This window comes from Pantoea sp. Mhis, assembly GCF_009830015.1.
This window is the reverse complement of record NZ_SZZX01000001.1, coordinates 178870-201344: the sequence shown is the minus strand read 5'-3', so window position 1 is coordinate 201344 and position 22475 is coordinate 178870. Positions and strand designations below refer to the sequence as shown.

13 protein-coding genes are annotated in these 22475 nt (G+C 23.7%); 9 read left to right on the top strand and 4 right to left on the bottom strand.

What is annotated here, in order from left to right; genetic code table 11:
• Window positions 1-4: 4 nt before the first annotated feature.
• The 8 genes from FD727_RS00750 (at window position 5) to FD727_RS00715 (ending at window position 11907) form a co-directional block, all read left to right on the top strand.
• Window positions 5-286 carry an RnfABCDGE type electron transport complex subunit B gene (locus tag FD727_RS00750; protein WP_370515951.1) on the top strand — a complete coding sequence of 94 codons (282 nt, stop codon included), beginning with the start codon at window positions 5-7 and terminating at the stop codon, window positions 284-286.
• Window positions 287-3579: 3293 nt separating this feature from the next.
• Complete coding sequence (nth, locus tag FD727_RS00745; RefSeq protein WP_159938258.1) at window positions 3580-4209, top strand: endonuclease III; 630 nt, start codon at window positions 3580-3582, stop codon at window positions 4207-4209.
• Window positions 4210-5063: 854 nt separating this feature from the next.
• A complete protein-coding gene (fumC, locus tag FD727_RS00740) occupies window positions 5064-6458 on the top strand; it encodes a class II fumarate hydratase (RefSeq protein WP_159938257.1) in 1395 nt (464 codons plus the stop codon).
• A gap of 482 nt (window positions 6459-6940) precedes the next feature.
• Window positions 6941-7087, top strand: a complete 147-nt coding sequence (locus tag FD727_RS00735) for a hypothetical protein (RefSeq protein WP_159938256.1) — start codon at window positions 6941-6943, stop codon at window positions 7085-7087.
• Window positions 7088-7950: 863 nt separating this feature from the next.
• On the top strand, window positions 7951-8118 hold the full coding sequence (locus FD727_RS00730; protein WP_159938255.1) for a hypothetical protein: 168 nt from the start codon (window positions 7951-7953) through the stop codon (window positions 8116-8118).
• Window positions 8119-8139: 21 nt separating this feature from the next.
• Window positions 8140-8292, top strand: coding sequence for a hypothetical protein (locus FD727_RS00725; protein WP_159938254.1), 153 nt, complete (start codon window positions 8140-8142; stop codon window positions 8290-8292).
• Window positions 8293-8699: 407 nt separating this feature from the next.
• A complete protein-coding gene (locus FD727_RS00720; protein ID WP_159938253.1) occupies window positions 8700-9485 on the top strand; it encodes an SDR family oxidoreductase in 786 nt (261 codons plus the stop codon).
• A gap of 472 nt (window positions 9486-9957) precedes the next feature.
• Complete coding sequence (locus tag FD727_RS00715; RefSeq protein WP_159938252.1) at window positions 9958-11907, top strand: exoribonuclease II; 1950 nt, start codon at window positions 9958-9960, stop codon at window positions 11905-11907.
• A 39-nt stretch (window positions 11908-11946) separates the two neighbouring features.
• Here FD727_RS00715 and pyrF read toward each other — a convergent pair whose 3' ends face one another.
• Both pyrF and pgpB read right to left on the bottom strand, forming a co-directional pair.
• Window positions 11947-12645 (bottom strand): orotidine-5'-phosphate decarboxylase, encoded by a 699-nt coding sequence (pyrF, locus tag FD727_RS00710; RefSeq protein WP_159938251.1) that lies wholly within the window; start codon window positions 12643-12645, stop codon window positions 11947-11949.
• Window positions 12646-13223: 578 nt separating this feature from the next.
• Entirely contained in the window at window positions 13224-13991 is a 768-nt protein-coding gene (gene pgpB, locus FD727_RS00705) for a phosphatidylglycerophosphatase B (protein ID WP_159938280.1), read from the bottom strand.
• 233 nt (window positions 13992-14224) lie between these two features.
• On the opposite strand from pgpB, the gene ribA reads away from it, so the two are divergent.
• Window positions 14225-14827: a GTP cyclohydrolase II gene (gene ribA, locus FD727_RS00700; protein ID WP_159938250.1), complete on the top strand. Its 603-nt coding sequence runs from the start codon at window positions 14225-14227 to the stop codon at window positions 14825-14827.
• A 22-nt stretch (window positions 14828-14849) separates the two neighbouring features.
• Here ribA and acnA read toward each other — a convergent pair whose 3' ends face one another.
• Together acnA and cysB are read right to left on the bottom strand one after the other, a co-directional pair.
• Window positions 14850-17534 carry an aconitate hydratase AcnA gene (acnA, locus tag FD727_RS00695; protein WP_159938249.1) on the bottom strand — a complete coding sequence of 895 codons (2685 nt, stop codon included), beginning with the start codon at window positions 17532-17534 and terminating at the stop codon, window positions 14850-14852.
• A gap of 390 nt (window positions 17535-17924) precedes the next feature.
• On the bottom strand, window positions 17925-18899 hold the full coding sequence (gene cysB, locus FD727_RS00690) for an HTH-type transcriptional regulator CysB (protein WP_159938248.1): 975 nt from the start codon (window positions 18897-18899) through the stop codon (window positions 17925-17927).
• Window positions 18900-22475: the final 3576 nt, after the last annotated feature.

The window sequence follows — 22475 nt, the reverse complement described above, 5'->3', positions numbered from 1 at the left end:
ATTAATTATTGAATTATCACTTTTATTTAATATCGTACTTAAATATATGGGTTATAATCAAGAAAAATCATCTTTATTAAATCACATTGCGTGTATTAGTGAAGAATATTGTATCGGTTGTACTAAATGTAGTAAGATCTGTCCAACAAAAGCTATTATAGGTGCTAAGCATACAATACATACTGTATTAAAAGATTTTTGTATTGGTTGCGGTCTTTGTATATCAAGTTGTCCAACTAATTGTATTAATCTGCTTGAAAATAATTCAAGCAGATTTAATCAGTAAAAATAGAATATGTGAATTTTATTTTTACTGTAGCTAAGGTAGATAAAAAGATTATGTTTAATATTTTTAGAATAATTAAAAATTAAATAATAGTATAAATAAATGATACAAGAATCAGTCAGAATGCTATTCTTAGATATTGTTTTATAGTATGTTATGCATTAAAGAAAATTAGAGGTGTTATATAGTTACAAGTTAACTTAATGTTAATGAATATCTTTTATTTGTATACGTGCTCGTACTTTAAGTATTCTTAAAAATAATACATTATCATTATAATAAATAATGATTTAAATGATTTTTAAACTATGTATTTTAGTTTTCTTAAATGGTATAAACTAATAAATCAAACTCAATCTACATTAAAATTGACAATTTTATAATTTACAAAATATATATTTAAAATTTAAATAATATTAGTTTTATGATTTAAAAAATCAAAATAGCATTATATATAATAACAATTAATTATTATTATTAATACAGACGAATATAAATTACATATTATTTTAATAAACAATGTTTAAGGTCCACATGCTTTTACAATTTCAATTGTAAAAAGTTATCGGATTTTACTACACGATGTTACTAATCTGTTAATTGATATGGAAACTTTATATAAGCTAATAAATTATGAGTTATTTAATATTTTAGATAAACCATATCTAAGGATAATTATATTCAATTGCTCCTAACAACAATAAATCATCATAATATAGCAAAAAACAATTAAACAAAAATATCTAGGTTAAAAGTGCTAGATAATATCTATATAATAAAGTTAATAATATTAATTTAAAACATTAGTAATGTTTAGATAATTAAACTAATTGTTATTAATATTGTTTTATAACTAAATATATAGTTATAGTACTCAACTTAGTTTATTTATATCATATGGGTTTTATTTCAGTTTATATTCTAAATAAATAATAGTTAAATTATTAATGATTTTTTTATTAGTGTATAATTTAATGATATATTATTTATAAATATAAGTACTTATCTTTTAAAATTTTATTAAAAAGTAGATTTATAAATTATATTAACATAGCATATTGCACTTGTTGAAAGATTTTTGCTAATATTATTTTTAATAAATCCTTTATCATATTCATGATAATATCATTATGGCATAAATAACTATGACGTACTACGAATTAATATCATATTGATAAATATATTAAACATAAAATTTGACTGAGATTCATCTTAGTATTTCATATAGCGCTCTTTTATTTTAAGAATCATAATTATTTGTTATAAAAAGAATATTAAAATATGATGATAATGCTAAATTACATTTTAAAAAAATTAAAAATATTGAAAATGAGCTAAGTAAATATTTATAAAAAAATAAAATTTAAGTATACAATACGTAAGATTTTTAGAAACTACAAAAATTTATAATTATTAAATGAATTTATATCTTTTATTAAACTGAATTATATATATAAGTTAGTATTTAATAAATTTTATTTATAGTAAATAAATTATTTATTAAAATTATTCTATTTTATTAACTCTATTTTATTTAGCAATGTCACCTCAATGTTTAGTAATGTTAGAAACAATATTTATTGTTTATATCCACTAAGAAATGACTTGCTTGTATTATTAATTTTATTTACTTTGCAAATGAGTAATTTTACATTACTGTAATGTTAACGATAAGTAATTCAAAATATATTATTTCATTGAAGAAAAGTATAAATTTTCTCTTATTAGATAAAATAACTTAAGATATACTATTAAAATCTTTTAAAATTATTTCATATATTTTATATAATAGTTCTTTACAAGATGATTTATATATTAATTGTTAGATAATATATACTTGTAAAATCATATGTAACAAGTATAATGATTTCTTTAATATTGAGCTCTATATTATTTCATTAAATTGGAAGATAATTAAGTCACAACTATAATAACATCTTTCATGAATCTATTTTTAGGTATCTATGTGTTTAGTATATTTTTTATTAAAACTAAGGGTAATGTTCATTTCAATAAATAGCTATATATATTTAATTAACTAATAATCACTTATGAGATTAATTAATTATTAAATCATAATTTTGATAGTTATTTAGACATAATATATCTCGCTATATCACTACTAAATATGTGTGTTGTATCGGTTGAATAATATCCTTAATTAAGTATATACCATAAAACATTAATGTTAATAAAATTAATGGTTTCACATTAACAATTAAAATTCATTAATAGTAACTATTATTTTTATAATTAATATTAAAGTAATGTTACTGATTCATATATTCTATTACATTAATCTAATATAAAATATTACAAGTTATTTAATTAAATTTAAATTATTAATTTATATATTAATTATCTTTCTGATATATTAATTATTATATTATCAATATATGGTTCATAACGATAATACTATTATTTAGTATAATTAAGGTAATTGATTATAATAGTAAGATTAATGTATTTAAAATATCTATATGAACTGAACTCAGTTATTAAATACATACTAAATCTATTTAATTTAATAGATAAACTAATTTATAAAATAGTATTATTTAATTTAAATAAATTATAATCATTATTATCACTTTATACTTAATAATTAAATTTGAAAACTTATTATTTTATTTATTTAAAATAAAATATTTATTTTTTATCTAAATAAATATTAAAATAATTAATTAAACTAAAATTAATAAGAAAGGTTCAAGAAAACATAATTGTATATTAGTAATACTAGTAATACCTTATAGGTTTATATCCAATATAAGATATTATTTCTATTATTTTAATAATTTTAAAAATCAATTTTTTACTAAATTTCCATAAATAATTACTAATTATTTAATTTTATATTTAATTAATAGATAATTATTAAAATTTGATCATTTATTTATGTCAGGAATATTTCCTTTAGCTGTATATATTAATATATGTTTATTTGTATAAAGTATATTATTAACTAGGTATTTTACAATATTAATTCAATATAATATATTATATTATAATAAAAGATATAAAATAATATTATAAAAGAATAATTTTTATATTTAATTTTAGATAGTTTATATTAATATCTATTCTACTTTATCCATAGTAATTTTGGATTATTTTGAAACATATGTTGCTAGAAAAACGATATTTAAAAACATAAATTGTATATCTGTTATTTGGATAAAAATATAAAGAATAGGTAATCATCATAAATTTTAACTAATTCTTATTAAGAGCTATATTATCTTTTAAAGGATTTTTAAACTTAAAATATTATTAATTATACGGATAATAATATGAATAAAGAAAAACGAATTCATATGCTCATGCTTTTAAAAAATATGAATCTAGATTCTGATATCAAATTAAACTTTAATACACCATTTGAACTCTTAATTGCCGTATTATTATCTGCACAAACTAAAGATATAAGTGTTAATAAAGTTACATCTAAACTTTATTCAAGAGCGAATACGCCAGAAAAAATATTAGATATTGGTATTGAAGGAATAAAGGAATATATTAAAAATATAGGACTGTTTAATAGAAAATCAGAAAATATTATTAAAACTTGCCAGATTCTCATTGAAAAGTATGGAAGTATAGTGCCAGAAAATCGAGATGATTTACAATCATTACCTGGTGTTGGACGAAAAACTGCTAATGTTGTACTTAACATAGCATTTAATTGGCCCACTATTGCAGTTGATACTCATGTTTTTCGAGTTAGTAATCGAACACAACTTGCTCCTGGAAAAACTGTTAGAGAAGTTGAAGATAAGTTAATAAGAGTAGTCCCTTCAGAATTTAAATTAAAATGCCATTTTTGGTTAATTTCGCATGGACGTAATATTTGTGTTGCACGCAAACCTCGTTGCAATGTTTGTTTAATTCAAGATCTTTGCGAATATGAATTAAAAAGATAAATCACTAAAATAAATATTTTTATTTTTCATTAGCAATAAACATCATATAATTTTTAATTTCAATTCTACTCATTATACGTGAATATTAAAATATACATTAATGGCTATTATATATAGCGTCAAATATAATTTTAAATAGAAACTAGTACTGTAATTTACAATTGTTCTAATTGTTTAGAATTTGCAGTATTAATTAATTAATTAATTATATTGAAAATATAAACTGTATTAGATTTTAAATCGTTAATATACATTATATATATTAAAATCATATTGTTAATTAGTAATAAATACTATATTTTATATATACTCAATATAAGTAAAAACACATGATTTTAAATATATAAATAATATTGTCTGAATAATAAAAATATACTTTAATGTTACTTAAATTTTAAAATTGCTCAATGATATCTATATATATAAATTAGTAATATTTATTTATTTTAACGTATAAGTTAAAATATATGATAGATAATCAACTTAAATTTGAAGGCTGCTTTTACCTTTTAACTTACTCTATAGTATATAAATTTCATAATATATTGTATATATAAATTCAATCTTACATAGTAATTTTATTAATTTAAGAACTTAATAATAATTAAGTTGAATACATACCGTACATCAACAATGTAAAATTTATTGTTCTATCTTAATCATTAAAAGTTTTAAAGATATTTAAAATAATTTTGCAAATAATTAATATTGATAATTAAAATATTTTGTTAGATAACCAAATTAATTTTGATATATATATCAAAATTATATAATAATATATTTATATTCATAAACATTAATTTTATGTTTAAAATTAAAAATATTAATATTGTAACAATATTAAGGAATTAATTATGTTAATACATAGAACGGAAAAAGATTCCATTGGCTTAATTGATGTGCCATTAAATAATTTATGGGGAGCACAGACACAACGATCTTTGAATCATTTTAAAATTTCAATAGAAAAAATGCCAATTGATTTTTTATATGCTTTAGCGTTAACAAAACGTGCAGCTGTACAAAGCAATCGAGATTTAGGTTTATTATCATTAAAAGTAGCTAATGCTATTATTAAAGCTATTGATGAAGTTTTAGCCGGATATCACAATGATGAATTTCCTTTAGTAATTTGGCAAACTGGATCTGGTACTCAGACAAATATGAATATGAATGAGGTATTAGCCAATAGAGCTAGTGAAATCTTAGGTGGAACACGTGGCATTTCCCGTTTAGTGCATCCTAATGATGATGTAAATAAAAGTCAAAGTTCTAATGATATTTTTGCAACTGCTATGCACGTAGCAGCAGTGATTGGTATACAAAAACATTTAATTCCTAAACTACGTATACTAGAAAAAACATTGAATGAAAAATCAAAAAAATATAAAAATATAATTAAGATAGGTCGAACACATTTGCAAGATGCAATTCCATTAACATTAGGCCAAGAAATTTCCGGTTGGGCAGCTATGTTGAAACATAATATACAACATATTGAAAATACTATACCACACTTATGTGAATTAGCAATAGGTGGAACAGCAGTTGGAACCGGTTTAAATGCTCATCCTAATTATTCAGCATATGCATTAAGAAATTTAATTGAATTAACTAATCAACCTTTTATTTTAGCATCAAATACATTTGAATCATTAGCAACATGTGATGCATTACTAAATGCACATGGTGCTTTTAAAAGCTTAGCAGCATCCTTAATGAAGATTGCTAATGATATACGTTGGCTTTCTTCAGGTCCGCGCTGTGGTATTGGCGAAATTAATATTCCAGGTAATGAACCTGGTAGTTCTATGATGCCTGGAAAAATTAATCCTACACAATGCGAAGCATTAACTATGATATGTTGCCAAGTTATGGGAAATGATGTTGCAATTAATATTGGAGGTGCATCAGGTAACTTTGAATTAAATGTTTTTCGACCCATGATAATATATAATTTTTTATGGTCAATTCGTTTATTAGCTGATGGTATGGATAGTTTTAATAAACATTGTGTAATAGGAATCACACCAAATTACAATCGTATTAATCAATTATTAAATGAATCACTGATGTTAGTCACTATACTTAATACTTATATTGGATATGATAAATCAGCAGAAATTGCTAGAAAAGCATATGAAGAACAAATTACATTAAAAGAATCTGCTCTAAGCCTAGGATATGTTACAGAAAAAGAATTTGAAGATTGGATGCGTCCAGAAAAAATGATAAATAATATCGATTAATAATTATTAAATAAAATTAATATAAATAAATATTGTTTTTTAAAATTGGTATATATAAATATCATTAAATATTTAAAATTAAAATTTAATAATACGTAGCTAAATAAAACTAATAAATACTTTTAAAGTATAACTTATTTAGTTAATTTAACTATAACTTAAAAAATAAAAGAAACTTATATGAATTAAGTTTAATCATTAAACATATTTAAATATAGAATATTGATGTATAGATAATAAATTATATTGTTTTACAATGTTCAAATAATATCTTTATTGAATATTAGTAATATAAAATATTAATTTTTTTACTTTAATAGAAATAAATGTAATAATATTTATTGTTAATTTACATAAAAATCATTTTAACTAATTTATATAGATATAATTACTTATATATGTACTGATAAAGTAAATCAACACATTACGTAAAATAAAATATGATATAAAAACTAAATTCAGCAATAGCAAAGATCTGTTGGATGCTTATCGCTTGCATGTTAGCGATGTTTATGGCAACAGCCATAGAAGTAGCTATTGTTATTGCAATTCCTAATATTGTTACTAAACTGGGCGAATTTGCACGATTTGAATGGATTATTGCATTTATTTACTTACACAAGCTATAAGTATATTAATATATAGCAGAATGACCGATATATGTAGACGTACAACATTATTTTTTATAGGTATATTAATTATTTCTAGTTGGATCTACTTTATGCGGATTTAATCATAGCATCATGACATGGCCTATTCTATTTTGTGCTATACAGGGTATAGGATTAGATTCAATTATGCCACTTACAACTATTATTTTTGCCGATATTTATCTACTATCATAGTAGGAACGATTACGTATTTAAAGTTTGCTTTCTAGTGTATCGAGTATTGCAGCAGTAATTGGTCAAATTAACGGTGCACGGTTAATAGAACACTTTAATTGTCGATTATTTTTTGGATTAATATAACTATCGGTATTCGTTTTATAGTATTATTACTATCTTTTTTGCCATAAAATTCTCATGATATTAATATAAAGTTTAATTTAGATGATAGTTTTTGGCTGATAATTATTGTTACAGCATTATTAGTAGCATTATTACAATGCTAATATACTTGGTTACTGGTTATTACTTTTTTATCAATAACATTAATTGTTAGTTGTAGAGTTAAATATCATGAACAATATGCTGATATACCATTATTTCCAATTGTGCTTTGGAGAAATAAATTAATTATCTTCAAAAATATTAGTAACTTAATTATTGGTGCAAACATGATGGGAATAGGTGTATTTTTATCAATTTGAACCAAAGGGATACTTAGTGGGTATCCTACTACAAGAGAAGGCGAGTAGTTTTTATCAAAGATGTCAATTAGTTTGCCATTACCAAGTCATTTAAGTAATAATTTAATACTAAATACATATTATCATTTTACTGCGTAATGTGTTTCAGTACTTTTAGTTGTAGGCAGTGTTTTTTTATTAATGAAAATTGATACTACCGTTATTAAGGCTGGTTTTATCGCTTTTATTATTGGTGCGGGAATAGATATGAGTAGTGCTACTTTTTTATTATCTATACAAAATTATGCACATTATAAAGTACGTGGTATTTATACTGCATCAATTATATTTAGTAGAATTCTAGGATGAGCATTTGGAACTGCATTGATAATGAGTGCAGTAGTAAATTTTACTCTACCGAATCATAATATATCACAGCAAGATAATTTACTACAAAAAATAATGTCTCAGGAAAGTTGGAGGATGTTATCAAATATAATATTAGATATTTGGATTAAAGAGATAGCATCTTCATTACATTGAGTATTTAGAATACCATTATTAATGTCTTTTTTTCACGTTATTAATTGTACAGTCAATGTGTGGATCTGATATAGATTTAAAATGTGCAAAATAAAAATAATTAGATATGCAAAAGAGAAAATTAATTAATCTTATATTATCAATAATAAATGAATTCTATTTAATAGACACTTAGTCTAAATCAATAAACTTTGAATTTTACTAAAAAAATACATGTTTTTAAAATTATTTATAGATATAAAAATTTTTAATTGAATACTATTATTACAAATAATAGTACGAATTAAATATAATCTATTAATATAGATGATTAAATATTCTATTAAATCTATGTTCCTATAATTTAGTTTAAAATGCTTAATATCTAAAAGATATATATTATTAATCAATATTAAGGACTATTGCATATGGGTTTTCTTTCCGGTAAATATTTTCTAATTACTGGCGTTTCTAGTAAATTATCTATTGCTTATGGTATTGCAAAAGCAATGTATAAACAAGGAGCACAACTAGCTTTTACATATAATAAATCTAAATTTAAAGATCGTATAAATTCTTTAGCTAAAGAAATGGGATCCAATATTGTTCTTCAATGTGATGTTTCAGAAGATAGCAGTATTAGTAATTTATTTTTTGAATTAAAACAATACTTTCCAAAATTTGATGGATTTATTCATTCTATTGCTTTTGCTCCTAGCGATCAATTAAATGGAGATTACGTAAATACAGTAACTCGCGAAGGATTTAAAATTACACATGATATTAGTTCTTATAGTTTTGTAGCGATGGCTAAAGAATGTCGTGAAATGTTAAATCCAAGCTCATCTTTATTAACTCTTTCTTATTTAGGTTCAGAGCGCGCTATTCCAAATTATAATGTCATGGGTTTAGCTAAGGCTTCTCTTGAAGCCAATGTTCGATATATGGCGAACTGTATGGGACCTGAAGGTATACGTGTTAATGCTATTTCTGCCGGTCCAATACGAACCTTAGCTTCTTCTGGTATAAAAGAATTTCGTAAAATGTTAATTTATTCTAAAGAATGTTCGCCGATCCGAAGAAATGTAACAATTGAAGAAATAGGGAATTGTGCAGCATTCTTATCTTCTAATTTAGCAAGTGGTATTAGTGGTGAAGTAATACATGTAGATGGTGGGTTTAGCGTATCTGCAATGATACATAATCAAATATAATGTAATATACTTAATTCTTTTAAAAAATTATCTCTGTAATATTTGCAATTATTGTGCATTGAATCTACATATTTAATTACAGTAAAAATCTTATTTAAAATTATTAGTATTTTATGCGAATATAAAATTGAAATAATGAACGTTACTCTAGATTAAATTAAGATATTAGTTTAGTTAATAAACTAGAATATATATTCTATCAATTAAATAGTTATTAATGTTATTAATTACTATTTATACTAAATTATAATTGTTATAATGAAAAAACTTAATATAAAATACGAAATTAATTATTTAATTTTAAAATTATACATAAGAAATGATGTACTATTTTTTTTAAATATGAATAATAATAAACTTTGTTAAAATGAATAAATAAACTATTAGCTGATGTTACCTTATTGTATAGAGTAGATTAACATAAAACTATGCATTACTTTCTTTTCAGCTATGAAAATATATTATATAAACTATGTTACAAAATAATCCTTTGCTCATACATCTCAAACAAAAACTTCATACACAAACTCTCAGAGTTGAAGGTGTTGTAAAATGTACCGAAAAAAACTTTGGATTTCTTGAGATTGATACTCAAAAAAGTTATTTCATTCCTCCTTTACAAATGAAGAAAGTGATGCATGGTGACCGTATTATCGCTGTAATTCATACTAATAAAGATCGAGAAAATGCTGAACCAGAAACTTTAATTGAACCATTTTTAACACGTTTTGTAGGACGTATTTACAAGCAATATAGTGGCCGTTTATCCATTATTCCAGATCATCCTTTACTCAACAATCATGTTATTCAATGTTATGCTATGAATAGTTTGAAGCAAAATTTTCAAAATGGAGATTGGGCTGTTGCAGAAATGAGAAATCATCCGTTAAAGGAAAAACGTAATTTTTATGCTGAACTTATTGAATTTATTACTAATGCAGATGATAATTTTGCTCCTTGGTGGGTAACGTTATCTAGATATAATTTAGAGCGTGAAGCACCTAATGTTAGTTGTGGTGAAATGATAGATCAAAATGAATATGAACGTACAGATCTTACATCACTTAGCTTTATTACTATTGATAAAGCTAATACTAAAGATATAGATGATGCTTTACATATTAGTGAAACTATAGAAGGAAACTTATTATTAACTATAGCAATTGCTGATCCTACTGCTTATATAAAAGAAGGAAGCGAAGTAGATCAACTTGCTTCTCAGCGAGCATTTACTAATTATCTTCCTGGTTTTAATATTCCAATGTTACCACGAAAATTATCTGATGATATATGTTCATTACACCCCAACATGCGTCGTTCAGCGTTAGTGTGTAGTGTTACTGTATTTAAAAATGGTAATATAGGTAATGATATTAAATTTTTTGTTGCCTGGATAAAATCCAAAGCTAAATTAGTATATGATGAAGTTTCCGATTGGCTGGAAAATAATGGTAATTGGCAACCAGAAAATCATATTGTTGCAGAACAAATTATCTTATTACATCGTCTATGTTTGATTCGTTCTAAATGGCGACAACATTATGCATTAGTATTTAAAGATCGTCCAGATTATAGTTTTGTCATTGGTAAACAAGGTGAAGTATTAGATATTTTAGTAGAACCTCGTCGTATTGCTAACCGTGTTATAGAAGAAGCTATGATTTTAGCTAATATCTGTGCTGCAAAAATATTAAAAGAAAAATTAGGATTTGGTATTTATAATCTACATAATGGTTTTGAGACAACTAATGCTGAACAGGCTGCTAACTTATTAGCTGAATATGGAATAATTACTGATTATACATCAATTATGACATTAGAGGGATTTTGTAATTTACATCGTCTACTTGATTTACAAACTACAAAATATCTAAATAATCGTCTTCGAAAATTTCAATCTTTTACAGAATTCAGTACTAAACCAGGTCCACATTTTGCTTTAGGTTTAGATGCTTATGCTACTTGGACTTCACCTATTCGTAAATTTGGAGATATTATTAATCATCGCTTGTTAAAAGCAATTATACGTGGAGCTTGTATTAATCCTCCAAACAATGCTACAGTGATCACTATCAGTGAGCGCCGTCGTTTAAATCGTTTAGCGGAACGTGATATAGTTAATTGGCTTCATGTGATTTTTCTTACAAAATTTATTGGGAATGAACACAATTTCAATGCAGAAATTATAGATATCTTACGAGGAGGGATGCGAGTACGTTTACAAGAAAATGGTGCTATTGCTTTTGTACCTGCACTTTTTATTCATTCAATACGTAATGAAATTGAATTATCACAGGAATACGGTTTAATCCGAATTAAAGGAAAAGTTATGTATAGTGTAACTGATATCATTAAAGTCAATATTGTTGAAATTCGAACAACAACACGTAATATTATTGTCAGACCAGTTATTAATCTTTAATCAATTATTACATTAAATTAAATGTATTAATGATCAAAATTATTGTTTTAATGAAGATAAAATTTGTTGAAGCATCTTAGCTGGTTTAAGGGATTGAGTAATTGGTCTACCAATTACCAAATAATCTACTTTTGACTGTTTAGCTTGAAGAGGAGTCATGATACGCCGTTGATCAATAGCATCACTATTATGAGGTCTAATACCTGGTGATACCAATATAAAATTTTTATCTATCTCTTTTTTAAAATGAGATGCTTCTTGAGGAGAGCAAACTACACCATCTAATTTACATTCATGTGTTAATTTTGCTAAATATTCAGCTTGTTTGAAAGGTGTTAATGTAATACCTAATTCTTTTAGATCTATTTCATTCATACTAGTAAGTACAGTAACAGCAATGAGTAAAGGTGGATTTTTTCCAAATTCATTGAGTTTCTCACGTGCTGCAATCATCATTCTTTTTCCACCACTAGCGTGAACATTTATCATCCATACTCCTAAATCTGCTGCTGCAGCTACAGCGTTTGCTGTTGTGGTTGGAATATCATAAAATTTAAGATCAAGAAATATTTCAAAACCACGTTGATGTAATATTTTTACTATTGATGGACCAAAAAGCGTAAACATTTCTTTGCCTATTTTAAGTCGGCACATATCAGGATTAATTTGATCGACAAATCTTAAAGCACAGTTAATATCATGATAATCTAACGCTATCACTATAGGTGAAGTAGTCATATACTAAATTTTCTAAAAATAAAAGAATTAAAAGTAAATATTAATGATTAATATCATTTCATTAATCCATTTTCGTATGTTAAAAACACATTTATTATTTTATCCTTTTTCTAATTTGTATATTTAATAATCTTTTATAAAATATATATAATCTTTTTCTGAAATCCATAAAAAACATTTTAACCTGCTTATTCTAAGCCTGCGTACGTTTAATTATATCCTGATATATAAATAATTATTCATATGAAATCAGAGAATATTATAAACCATCCATCCTAAAATGAATCCAGCACCGAATAAGCAAGCAAAAGATATTAAGTTTTAACACTTTCCTTGTATTAAGACAAAATTTAAAACAATAAATGTATTATTATATATTCTAAGTGTTATAAACGATAATCTTTACTTAAAATAATAATAATTATAATTAATTATAATTTCATGATAATAAATTCCATTATTAAATTAGATAAAAGAAAATAATATAAATTCTGTTAATAATGTTTATTAAACAATCAATATATTAATATTTATATATTATATAATATTTATTGATCTTAATAATAAGAAGAAATAAATTACGATGCATCATCATCTTCTTTTGTTTTATTATTATCTTCTTCAACTGGGACTACAATGGGCATACAAAAATAATCAATTAAATATAATGCGATAGTAGTTATTAACCAAGAAATAAAAGTTGACATTATTAAATCTTGTGGCCAATGCATACCTAATACTAAACGACTTCCCATTACCATAATTGCCCAAATAAATATAGCTATACTTGTCTTTATATATTTACGTGGCCATAGTATGGTTGTGGATAAAAGTGCCCAACTAACAACAAAAGTACTATGTCCAGACGGAAAAGCAAAGCCGTTTTCGTAAGCCCAATGTTTTTTTAGCCATGTTGGTAATCGTGAATCATTAGCTAATACTTCGGATACTAATTGTCTCCGTTCTAATCTGTTTAATTTATAAAAATCATATTTGTTAATACCATGATTTTTATCAAGCCAAATAACATATGGACGGGGTGCTTGTATCTGTTGTTTCATATAAGATTTAGTATACTGACCTACTGCAACTGCACCATTCATGATAATAATAAGAAAAATAGATTGCCAAAAGCGAAGACGTAAAGTTAATACCATTAATGTACTAAATAATGTACTTGTTATTAGTCCCCAAGGATGAGTAACAGTTTGTGTTATCCAATACATAACAATCAATAGTTTGCTACCTTCTTCTGGATGCCATGTCCATCCTGATAATAAAACTGTTACTGGCATTAACAATAATACAATTGCGCCGATAGTAGTACGCTGTATAATTTTCAATATTTTTTCCTTTATATAGATTAAATTTACAAAGTTTATATAAATATAATTTATAGATAGTCATTTAAACTTGAATCATTGAGTCATTTAGTTTTATCGTTACAATTAATCTAATTATTCTATCAATAATCTTATCGTAATTTATAACATAATGACAATATCTTATTAGTTAACTTTACTGTACATACGCTATTATATTAATAATAGCGCATCCTCTGATTGTTCTGGAGAATTATATGCAGCTTAAACGAGTAGCAGAAGCAAAATTGCCAACTCCTTGGGGAGATTTCTTAGTGATTGGTTTTGAAGAACTAGCAACTGGTCATGATCATATCGCATTAGTTTATGGTAATATTAATAGCCATAAACCTATATTATCACGCATCCATTCAGAATGTCTTACCGGTGATGCACTATTTAGTCTACGTTGCGATTGTGGTTTTCAATTAAAAGCTGCGTTAGCAGCTATTGCTGAAGAAGGACATGGTATTCTTTTGTATCACCGACAAGAAGGTCGTAACATTGGTTTAATTAATAAAATTAAAGCTTATACTTTACAAGATAAAGGTTATGATACTGTGGAAGCAAATCGTCAGTTAGGTTTTGCTGCTGACGAACGTGATTTCACTTTATGTGCAGATATGTTTAAACTGTTATTAGTTAATAAAATTCGTCTATTAACTAATAATCCACATAAAGTTGCTATATTAGTTGAGTCAGGAATTAACATCGTTGAACGTGTTCCATTAATTGTAGGTTCTAATCCTAAAAACGCCTACTATCTGCATACTAAAGCAGAAAAAATGGGACATTTACTATCAAATAACATAACTAAATAATATTTATTGATTTTTTAAGTTTTTATTTAATCATATTACGTAGTATGTAGTTTAGGATTCCATTATTTTGATAATATGTTAGTTCACTTGCTGTGTCAATACGACAACGAGCATTTAGCTTATTTTGCTTACCATTAGAAAAAGTGATAATTACCTCTACTGTACTTTTAGGTTGAATTTGAGATAAATTTTTTACCTCAATATATTCTTCACCAGTTAATTTTAAAGTTTTTCGTGTTATATTTTTTGGAAATTCTAAAGGTAAAATACCCATACCAATTAAATTAGATCGATGAATACGTTCAAAAGATTCTGCAATAATTAATTGTATACCTAGTAATTTTGGACCTTTTGCCGCCCAGTCTCGACTAGAGCCTGACCCATATTCTTTTCCTGTAATAATAGCTAATGATATACCTTCTTTTTGATATCTCATAGATGCATCATATATTGTTAATATTTCATTACTAGGAAAGTGTTTAGTATATCCTCCTTCAATTCCAGGTACTATTTCGTTATGTATCCGAATATTAGAGAAAGTACCACGTACCATTACTTCATGATTACCTCGACGTGCTCCATATGAGTTAAAATTATCGGCAGTTACACCATTTGATAATAAGTATTTTCCAGCTGGACTATCAATTTTAATATTACCTGCAGGAGAAATATGGTCTGTTGTTAATGAATCTCCATATATTGCTAAAATACGTGCTAATTTAATATTTTTTAATGGTTTTTGTATTTTAGTAATTTTATCAAAAAATGGAGATGGACGAATATATGTTGATTTCTGATCCCAATTATAATTTGTAGTTTTTTGAATCTTAAGTTGCTTCCAACTTAAAGGACCCTCAAATACTGCAGCATATTCCTGAGTGAACATTTTACTATTAATTTTTTGCAAAATTTCAGAAATTTCATTTGCTGATGGCCAAATATCTTTTAAAAAAATATTTTTACCTTGCTGATTTTGTGCAATTGGATCAGTCTGTAAATTAATCCTTATATTACCAGCTAATGCATAGGCTATTACTAGTGGAGGAGAAGCAAGCCAATTTGTTTTGACTAATGGATGTATACGACCTTCAAAATTACGATTACCTGAGAGCACGGCTGCAACTATGAGATGAGAATTTTTAATTTCATTTTCAACATTATCTATTAGTGGTCCTGTATTACCAATACAAGTAGTACATCCATAGCCGACTAAATTAAACCCTAAGATATCAAAATAATAACTCAATCCAGTAACGTTAAGATAATGTGATACCACCTTAGAACCTGGTGCTAATGATGTTTTTACCCAAGGTTTACATCTTAAACCTAATTCTGTAGCTTTTTTAGCTAATAGTCCGGCTGTTATTAGAACATTTGGATTGGAAGTGTTAGTACAAGATGTAATTGCTGCAATTACCACTGAGCCATTTTCCAACCTATATATTGAATTAATTTTACAATTATTATTGCTGATAATTTGTTTTTGAATTTGTGTGGATTGTAGTTGTAATTTTGTACTATTATTAAATATAAAGGGTACATTCCTTAATGATACACGTTCTTGTGGACGTTTAGGACCCGCTATGCTAGCTTCAACAGTAGTCATATCTAACTCTAAAATATTTGTAAAGACTGGTTGTTCATCATTTGAATTATGCCATAGTCCTTGTTGTTTAGCATAAATTTCAACTAAGTCAATTTGTTCTTTTTGATGGCCACATAACATCATATATTTTAAGGTAATATCATCAATTGGGAAAAAACCACATGTTGCACCATATTCAGGTGCCATATTTGCAATAGTTGCACGATCAGCTAGTGATAAATTCTTTAATCCTTCTCCGTAAAATTCAACAAATTTACCTACAACAATTTGTTTACGTAGCATTTCAGTTATAGTTAATACTAGATCAGTAGCAGTAATACCAGGTAGTAACTTACCAACAAGTTTAACACCAACTACATCAGGTATTACCATTACAATTGGTTGACCTAACATTGCAGCTTCAGCTTCTATGCCTCCTACACCCCATCCTAGCATGCCAAGTGCATTGATCATCGTGGTATGAGAATCAGTTCCTAGTACAGTTTCAGGATAACTTATTGTTTTATTATCTGAATTTTCAATGCATATAACCTTACTTAAGTATTCAAGATTAACTTGATGGCAAATACCAGTTCCTGGTGGTACTACGCGAAAATGATTAAATGATTTTTGTCCCCACCGTAAAAATAAATAACGTTCATGATTTCGTTCCATTTCAATTTGTATATTTTTAATCAAGGCTTCCTTATTACCAAAATAATCTACAGTAACTGAATGATCAATGATCAAATCAACAGGTAAAAGAGGATTTACTTTCATTACATCACCATTAAGATTACTTACAGCATCACGCATAGCTGCTAAATCTACGAGCGCAGGTACACCAGTAAAATCTTGCATTAATATACGGGTAGGATAAAAAGAAATTTCATGATTAGAATGTGCATTTTTTTGCCAATCTATTAAAGCTTGAATATCTTGTTCTATATTATGGTTATTGTTTTGGGAACGTATTAAATTTTCTAATAAAATTTTCATAGTTTTAGGTAGATTATCAATCTTTCCTACTCTTTGAGCAATTTTAGATAAACTATAATAGTGATATTTATTGATTCCAATACATAAAATATCTTGACTATATTTATGTAATGTTAACGACATGAATTTTCCTTAAATTGAATTAGATATTAAAAATATTATTTTTAAAAAAAAGATATTATCTTATTTTATAATAATGTACTTAATAAAGTATTGTTTATAATTTTATAAAAGTATAGAAATTTAAAATTTACCATAATAAATTCAAATTAATTATTGATTGAATTTATTAAAGTATTTTTAATATATTAAATTAAAATTATGTGTATTTTATTTAATTATTTAACATTTAATCGTTATTAAATGTTAAATTTATTAAATTAGTAAAATTTAAACTTTTACATATTAAACTGGCTATATAACATGTTAACAATAATAAAATTGTTTATTAATTAAATTTATCAAATAAAAAGCTAAAGTATCTTTAGATACTTTAGCTAAAAATATTATTTATTATTTAAATGGTAATTTACTATCATGAAGCATTATTTCAATATCTTCATTAGATCGTAATGCAATTGCTGCATCTACTACATCACGAGTCAAATGAGGTGAAAAGATATGTATAAAATCATACATATAACTTCTTAAAAACATAGTACGTTTAAAACCAATTTTTGTTGTGCTATTAGTAAAAATTTCTGATGCTTTTATACAAATTAAATCCGGATCGGAAATGGAGTCAATTGCCATGTTAGCGATGACACCTACACCTAAGCCTAAACGTACGTATGTTTTAATAACATCAGCATCAGTAGCTGTAAATGCAATACGTGGTGTCAGTCCAGCACGATTAAAAGCTGCATCTAACTCTGAACGTCCTGTAAAACCAAAAGTGTAAGTTATTAATGGAAAATCTGCTAATTCTTCAATTGTAACTTGTGTTTTACTTGCTAGTGGATGATCTGTTGTGACAATTACAGCACGATTCCAATGATAACAAGTTAACATAATTAAATCGTCATATAAATGCAGTGCTTCGGTAGCAATAACAAAATCAGCGTTACCGTTAGATACAGCTTCTGCAATTTGTTTTGGAGATCCTTGGTGCATATGTAATGAAACATTAGGATATCTTTTAATAAAATTTTTAATTACTTTAGGTAATGCATATCGTGCTTGAGTGTGTGTAGTGGCAACATATAGAGTGCCTCTATCTGGTTTTGTATGCTCGCCTGCAATAGATTTAATTGCATCAACTTTAAATAACACTTCACGTGCAATTTGTATAATCTTTTCACCAGCAGGTGTAACTTGTGTTAAGTGTTTTCCACTACGTGTAAAAATTTGTACACCTAATTCATCTTCTAGCATTCGTATTTGTTTGCTAATACCCGGTTGTGATGTATATAGTCCTTCCGCTGTAGAAGAAACATTAAGGTTATGATTTACTACTTCGATTATGTAACGTAACTGTTGTAATTTCATAACTATATCTTCGTTTTTCAGTAATAATTAGGTGCGTTTCCATTGAATAAATTATATTTAACTTGTCTAAGTTTATTAAAAAGGAAGGCGCCTAGATCAGTTTAAATTATATAATTACTATATTAACTTAAAAAAAGATATAGAATGAATGATATAAATTAATTAAAGATTATTATTTGTCAATGTAGTAATTAACTATATTTTTAGTTTTACAATTTAATATTGTTATAAAATATCATCCATCAAGTTGATTTAATATCTTTTTTTAAAGATATATATCTTTAATTGATTTTTAATTAAAATAAGATATTACTCTTATTAGTTTATTTATTAACCATTATCATTTTTATGATATAAATCATTTATTCAGTAAATACTTGTTAAGTATATGTTTTTATTTAAAATTTATATATTTTATATGATACTGAAATAGTGTTATCTTAAAAAGATTCTTATCTTATCACATGTAGAATAAAAGATGAATATGATTCATGTTGCATCTTAATTGAGAAAAAATTGATTTAATTTGCTATAATTAATATTTATTAGATATATGTTATTTAATATTAGTTGTTTAATTTTGTTTTTATTTTTTTAGATAGTTTCAACAATAGTTGATTGCTGAAACTATCTAAAAAAATCATGCATCTTCTTAAGATTTATAATTATCGTTAAATATATAATATATGTTGTATCAAGAATATATTTACGATAATTTACTATGTAAATAGCATAAACAATATCTTTTTAGTTAGATCATTTTAATTTTAAGCTATTGATTACTAAGTTGTAAATGAAAGATTTGAAATGTTCCTATAATGATAATAGATATGATAATCTATGCTAGTAAATAAAATACTAAATTAATTATATGATATTTTAGTAGATGGTTTAATTATATTATTTTAATGTTCTTTAGCTAATTTTAATTGATAGATAAATTTTAAAAAATTAGAATATTTAATTTACGTTAATTAAGTATAAATTTTATTTAAATATATGCTTATATAAGCATATAATAATTTGCTAAATTAAAATTTTTTAAATTTTCAATATTTGAACTATTGTTTAGAATAAATTTAAGAATTTTATTATGTATATACATAACTATAATCTTGAATTATAGTTAATATATAAAAGTTAGCTAACAAATAAGTTATGGGATTAATTTTTAATTCATGAATTAAAAATATTTAATTAAAATTTTCTTAAAATTTGGTAAATTTTAACTTAGTATTACATTATTTAAATTAAGATTATTTATTACACTTTAATAATAATTTTTATTAAAGTTATCAATATTAATATATTATAATTTTATACTAATATATAAAATTATAATATATGTTTCGAAAATTTTAAGTCCAAAATTCTTAATTTTTTTAGATTTTACTACTAATTTAATAGTATTAAATTATACTATTTTTTTAATAAATTATGAATAATTTGCTTTGCATAAAAATTATAAAATTTTAGGTAATATTTTTATATAATTCATGTAAATAATCAATTATTCTTTATTAATATTAATTTCCTTAATTTTCAAAGAAATTATTTAATTATATTTTATTGAAGAATTTATTAAAATGCTTAAATAAAAGGTTTTTATTATTAATATTAATTAGATATAGGTAGTAATCATTAGTTTATGCTAATAACTTAAAATTACTTTTATGATATATAATCAAGTATATCTGAAAGTATTTTAAAATTTAAAACAATATTTATTTTCACTGTTATAATTTGATATTTAGTTAATCAAACAAAACAAGTAAAAAACATGTTTAATTAAACTTTTTATTTTTTAAATTTATTAAAATGTTTTAATAGTAAATATATAGTTAACTATATATTTAAACATAAGTTAATTACTTATAATATCAATACTATATGTTATATAATAATTATTTATTATATATTTAATTATGTAATAAAATATTATATTGATTACAATAAAAAAATTTTTTTATTTAGCAAAATATCTTTATTAAACATTATTTATAGCTAACTAACAACAAATACTTTTTAATTCAATAGGTATTAAGTATAAAATTTGATTCGTGTATATATTATAGATATATAACAACTCAACTATCCTTAATTTTAATTAATAAAAATCTTTAAACTTACTTAAAGTAAGCGTTCGTTGAATTTAAATAATTAATTGATATTAAAATATATAGATATCTTAATTAAGATTAAATAAATTATAAATATAATTTAAAATGATGGCTATAATTAATAGCCATCTATAATGAAATTAATTATGAATATTATAACGCATTTAAATATTTAAATCTAAATATTAAATATGTAATATACATTTATTAATTTTATAATTTAATCATTATAGATATTTACTAGTTTATAAATTATTAATTTTTATAACATAATTATATTTTATTTTTTATCAATAAAATATTTAAGTTATTAATAATATTTTAAAAAGTTTATTTTCTACTTATCTAATAATTTAAATAAAGAATATAGTTGCATATATAACCGATTAACGCATAATTTATATGCAAATATAATTTATTTTTGTATATATAATAGCAATTATACTTAATTATATAAATAAATCAATAATTCTATTGAGTAACATAGAATAATATTCTTATATTTGATTATAAGATCATTATCTATGATTAATTTTTTTAGAATTTTATAAATAGCAAATTGCTAGAAATTTATCATATATGTTTTAATCTAGTTTATTTCATACATTAATAAACTAACATTGTAAATTATTGAATAATGATTTAGTTAACTATATTACAATAAATCTTTATATAGAATAAAATACATAATTTTACCAAATAGTGATTGGTGCATGAATGCATGATGCTATAAATTAATAAATTATTAGATAATAATTTATTAATTTATAATTTTTAACATTGTTTATACTTTATAGCTTTTTATAATCCTAAAAGTTTTTCTTTAATAATTTATATCATAAAATAACTAAATATATACTTAATTTATTCATTTAAATATAAATTAACACTTATATTCTAAATAAGAAACATTTATTTATAATAACATAAGAAATTAGTAAACTTAATATTTAAGCGTCAATCAGTTTTAGATTTAATCGTCTAAACTTTAATCGCATTTATGTAAAAAATATATTCTTAAGCGTTTTAAGGTTATTAATTATTTATTTATCTTGCATTTAATTATGTTTTTAAAATAACAATTATAATATATAAATAAAATTTAGGAAATTATTATTTATGAGTATTGTATTACGTATATTAATCTTGTTGTTATATTTATATTATTAATTAATCAGACTAAATTTTAATACCATCACTATAACATTTTAATTATATAAAATTCAAATTATAATTTTAAGATAAACAATAATAATTAATTATAAAATATAATTATGTTATAAATATTAATGATTATTATCATAGATTCTATCTAATTGTATTTTTAATCTTAAATTATTTCAAAATGCACATTTTTATGAGCTTTATATAAAGCTATGAGTGAAATAATCAGTGATTGAAGTTTATGTTGTTCACTAATCGATTGATAAATTTTATGATGATAAAATCAATGTAT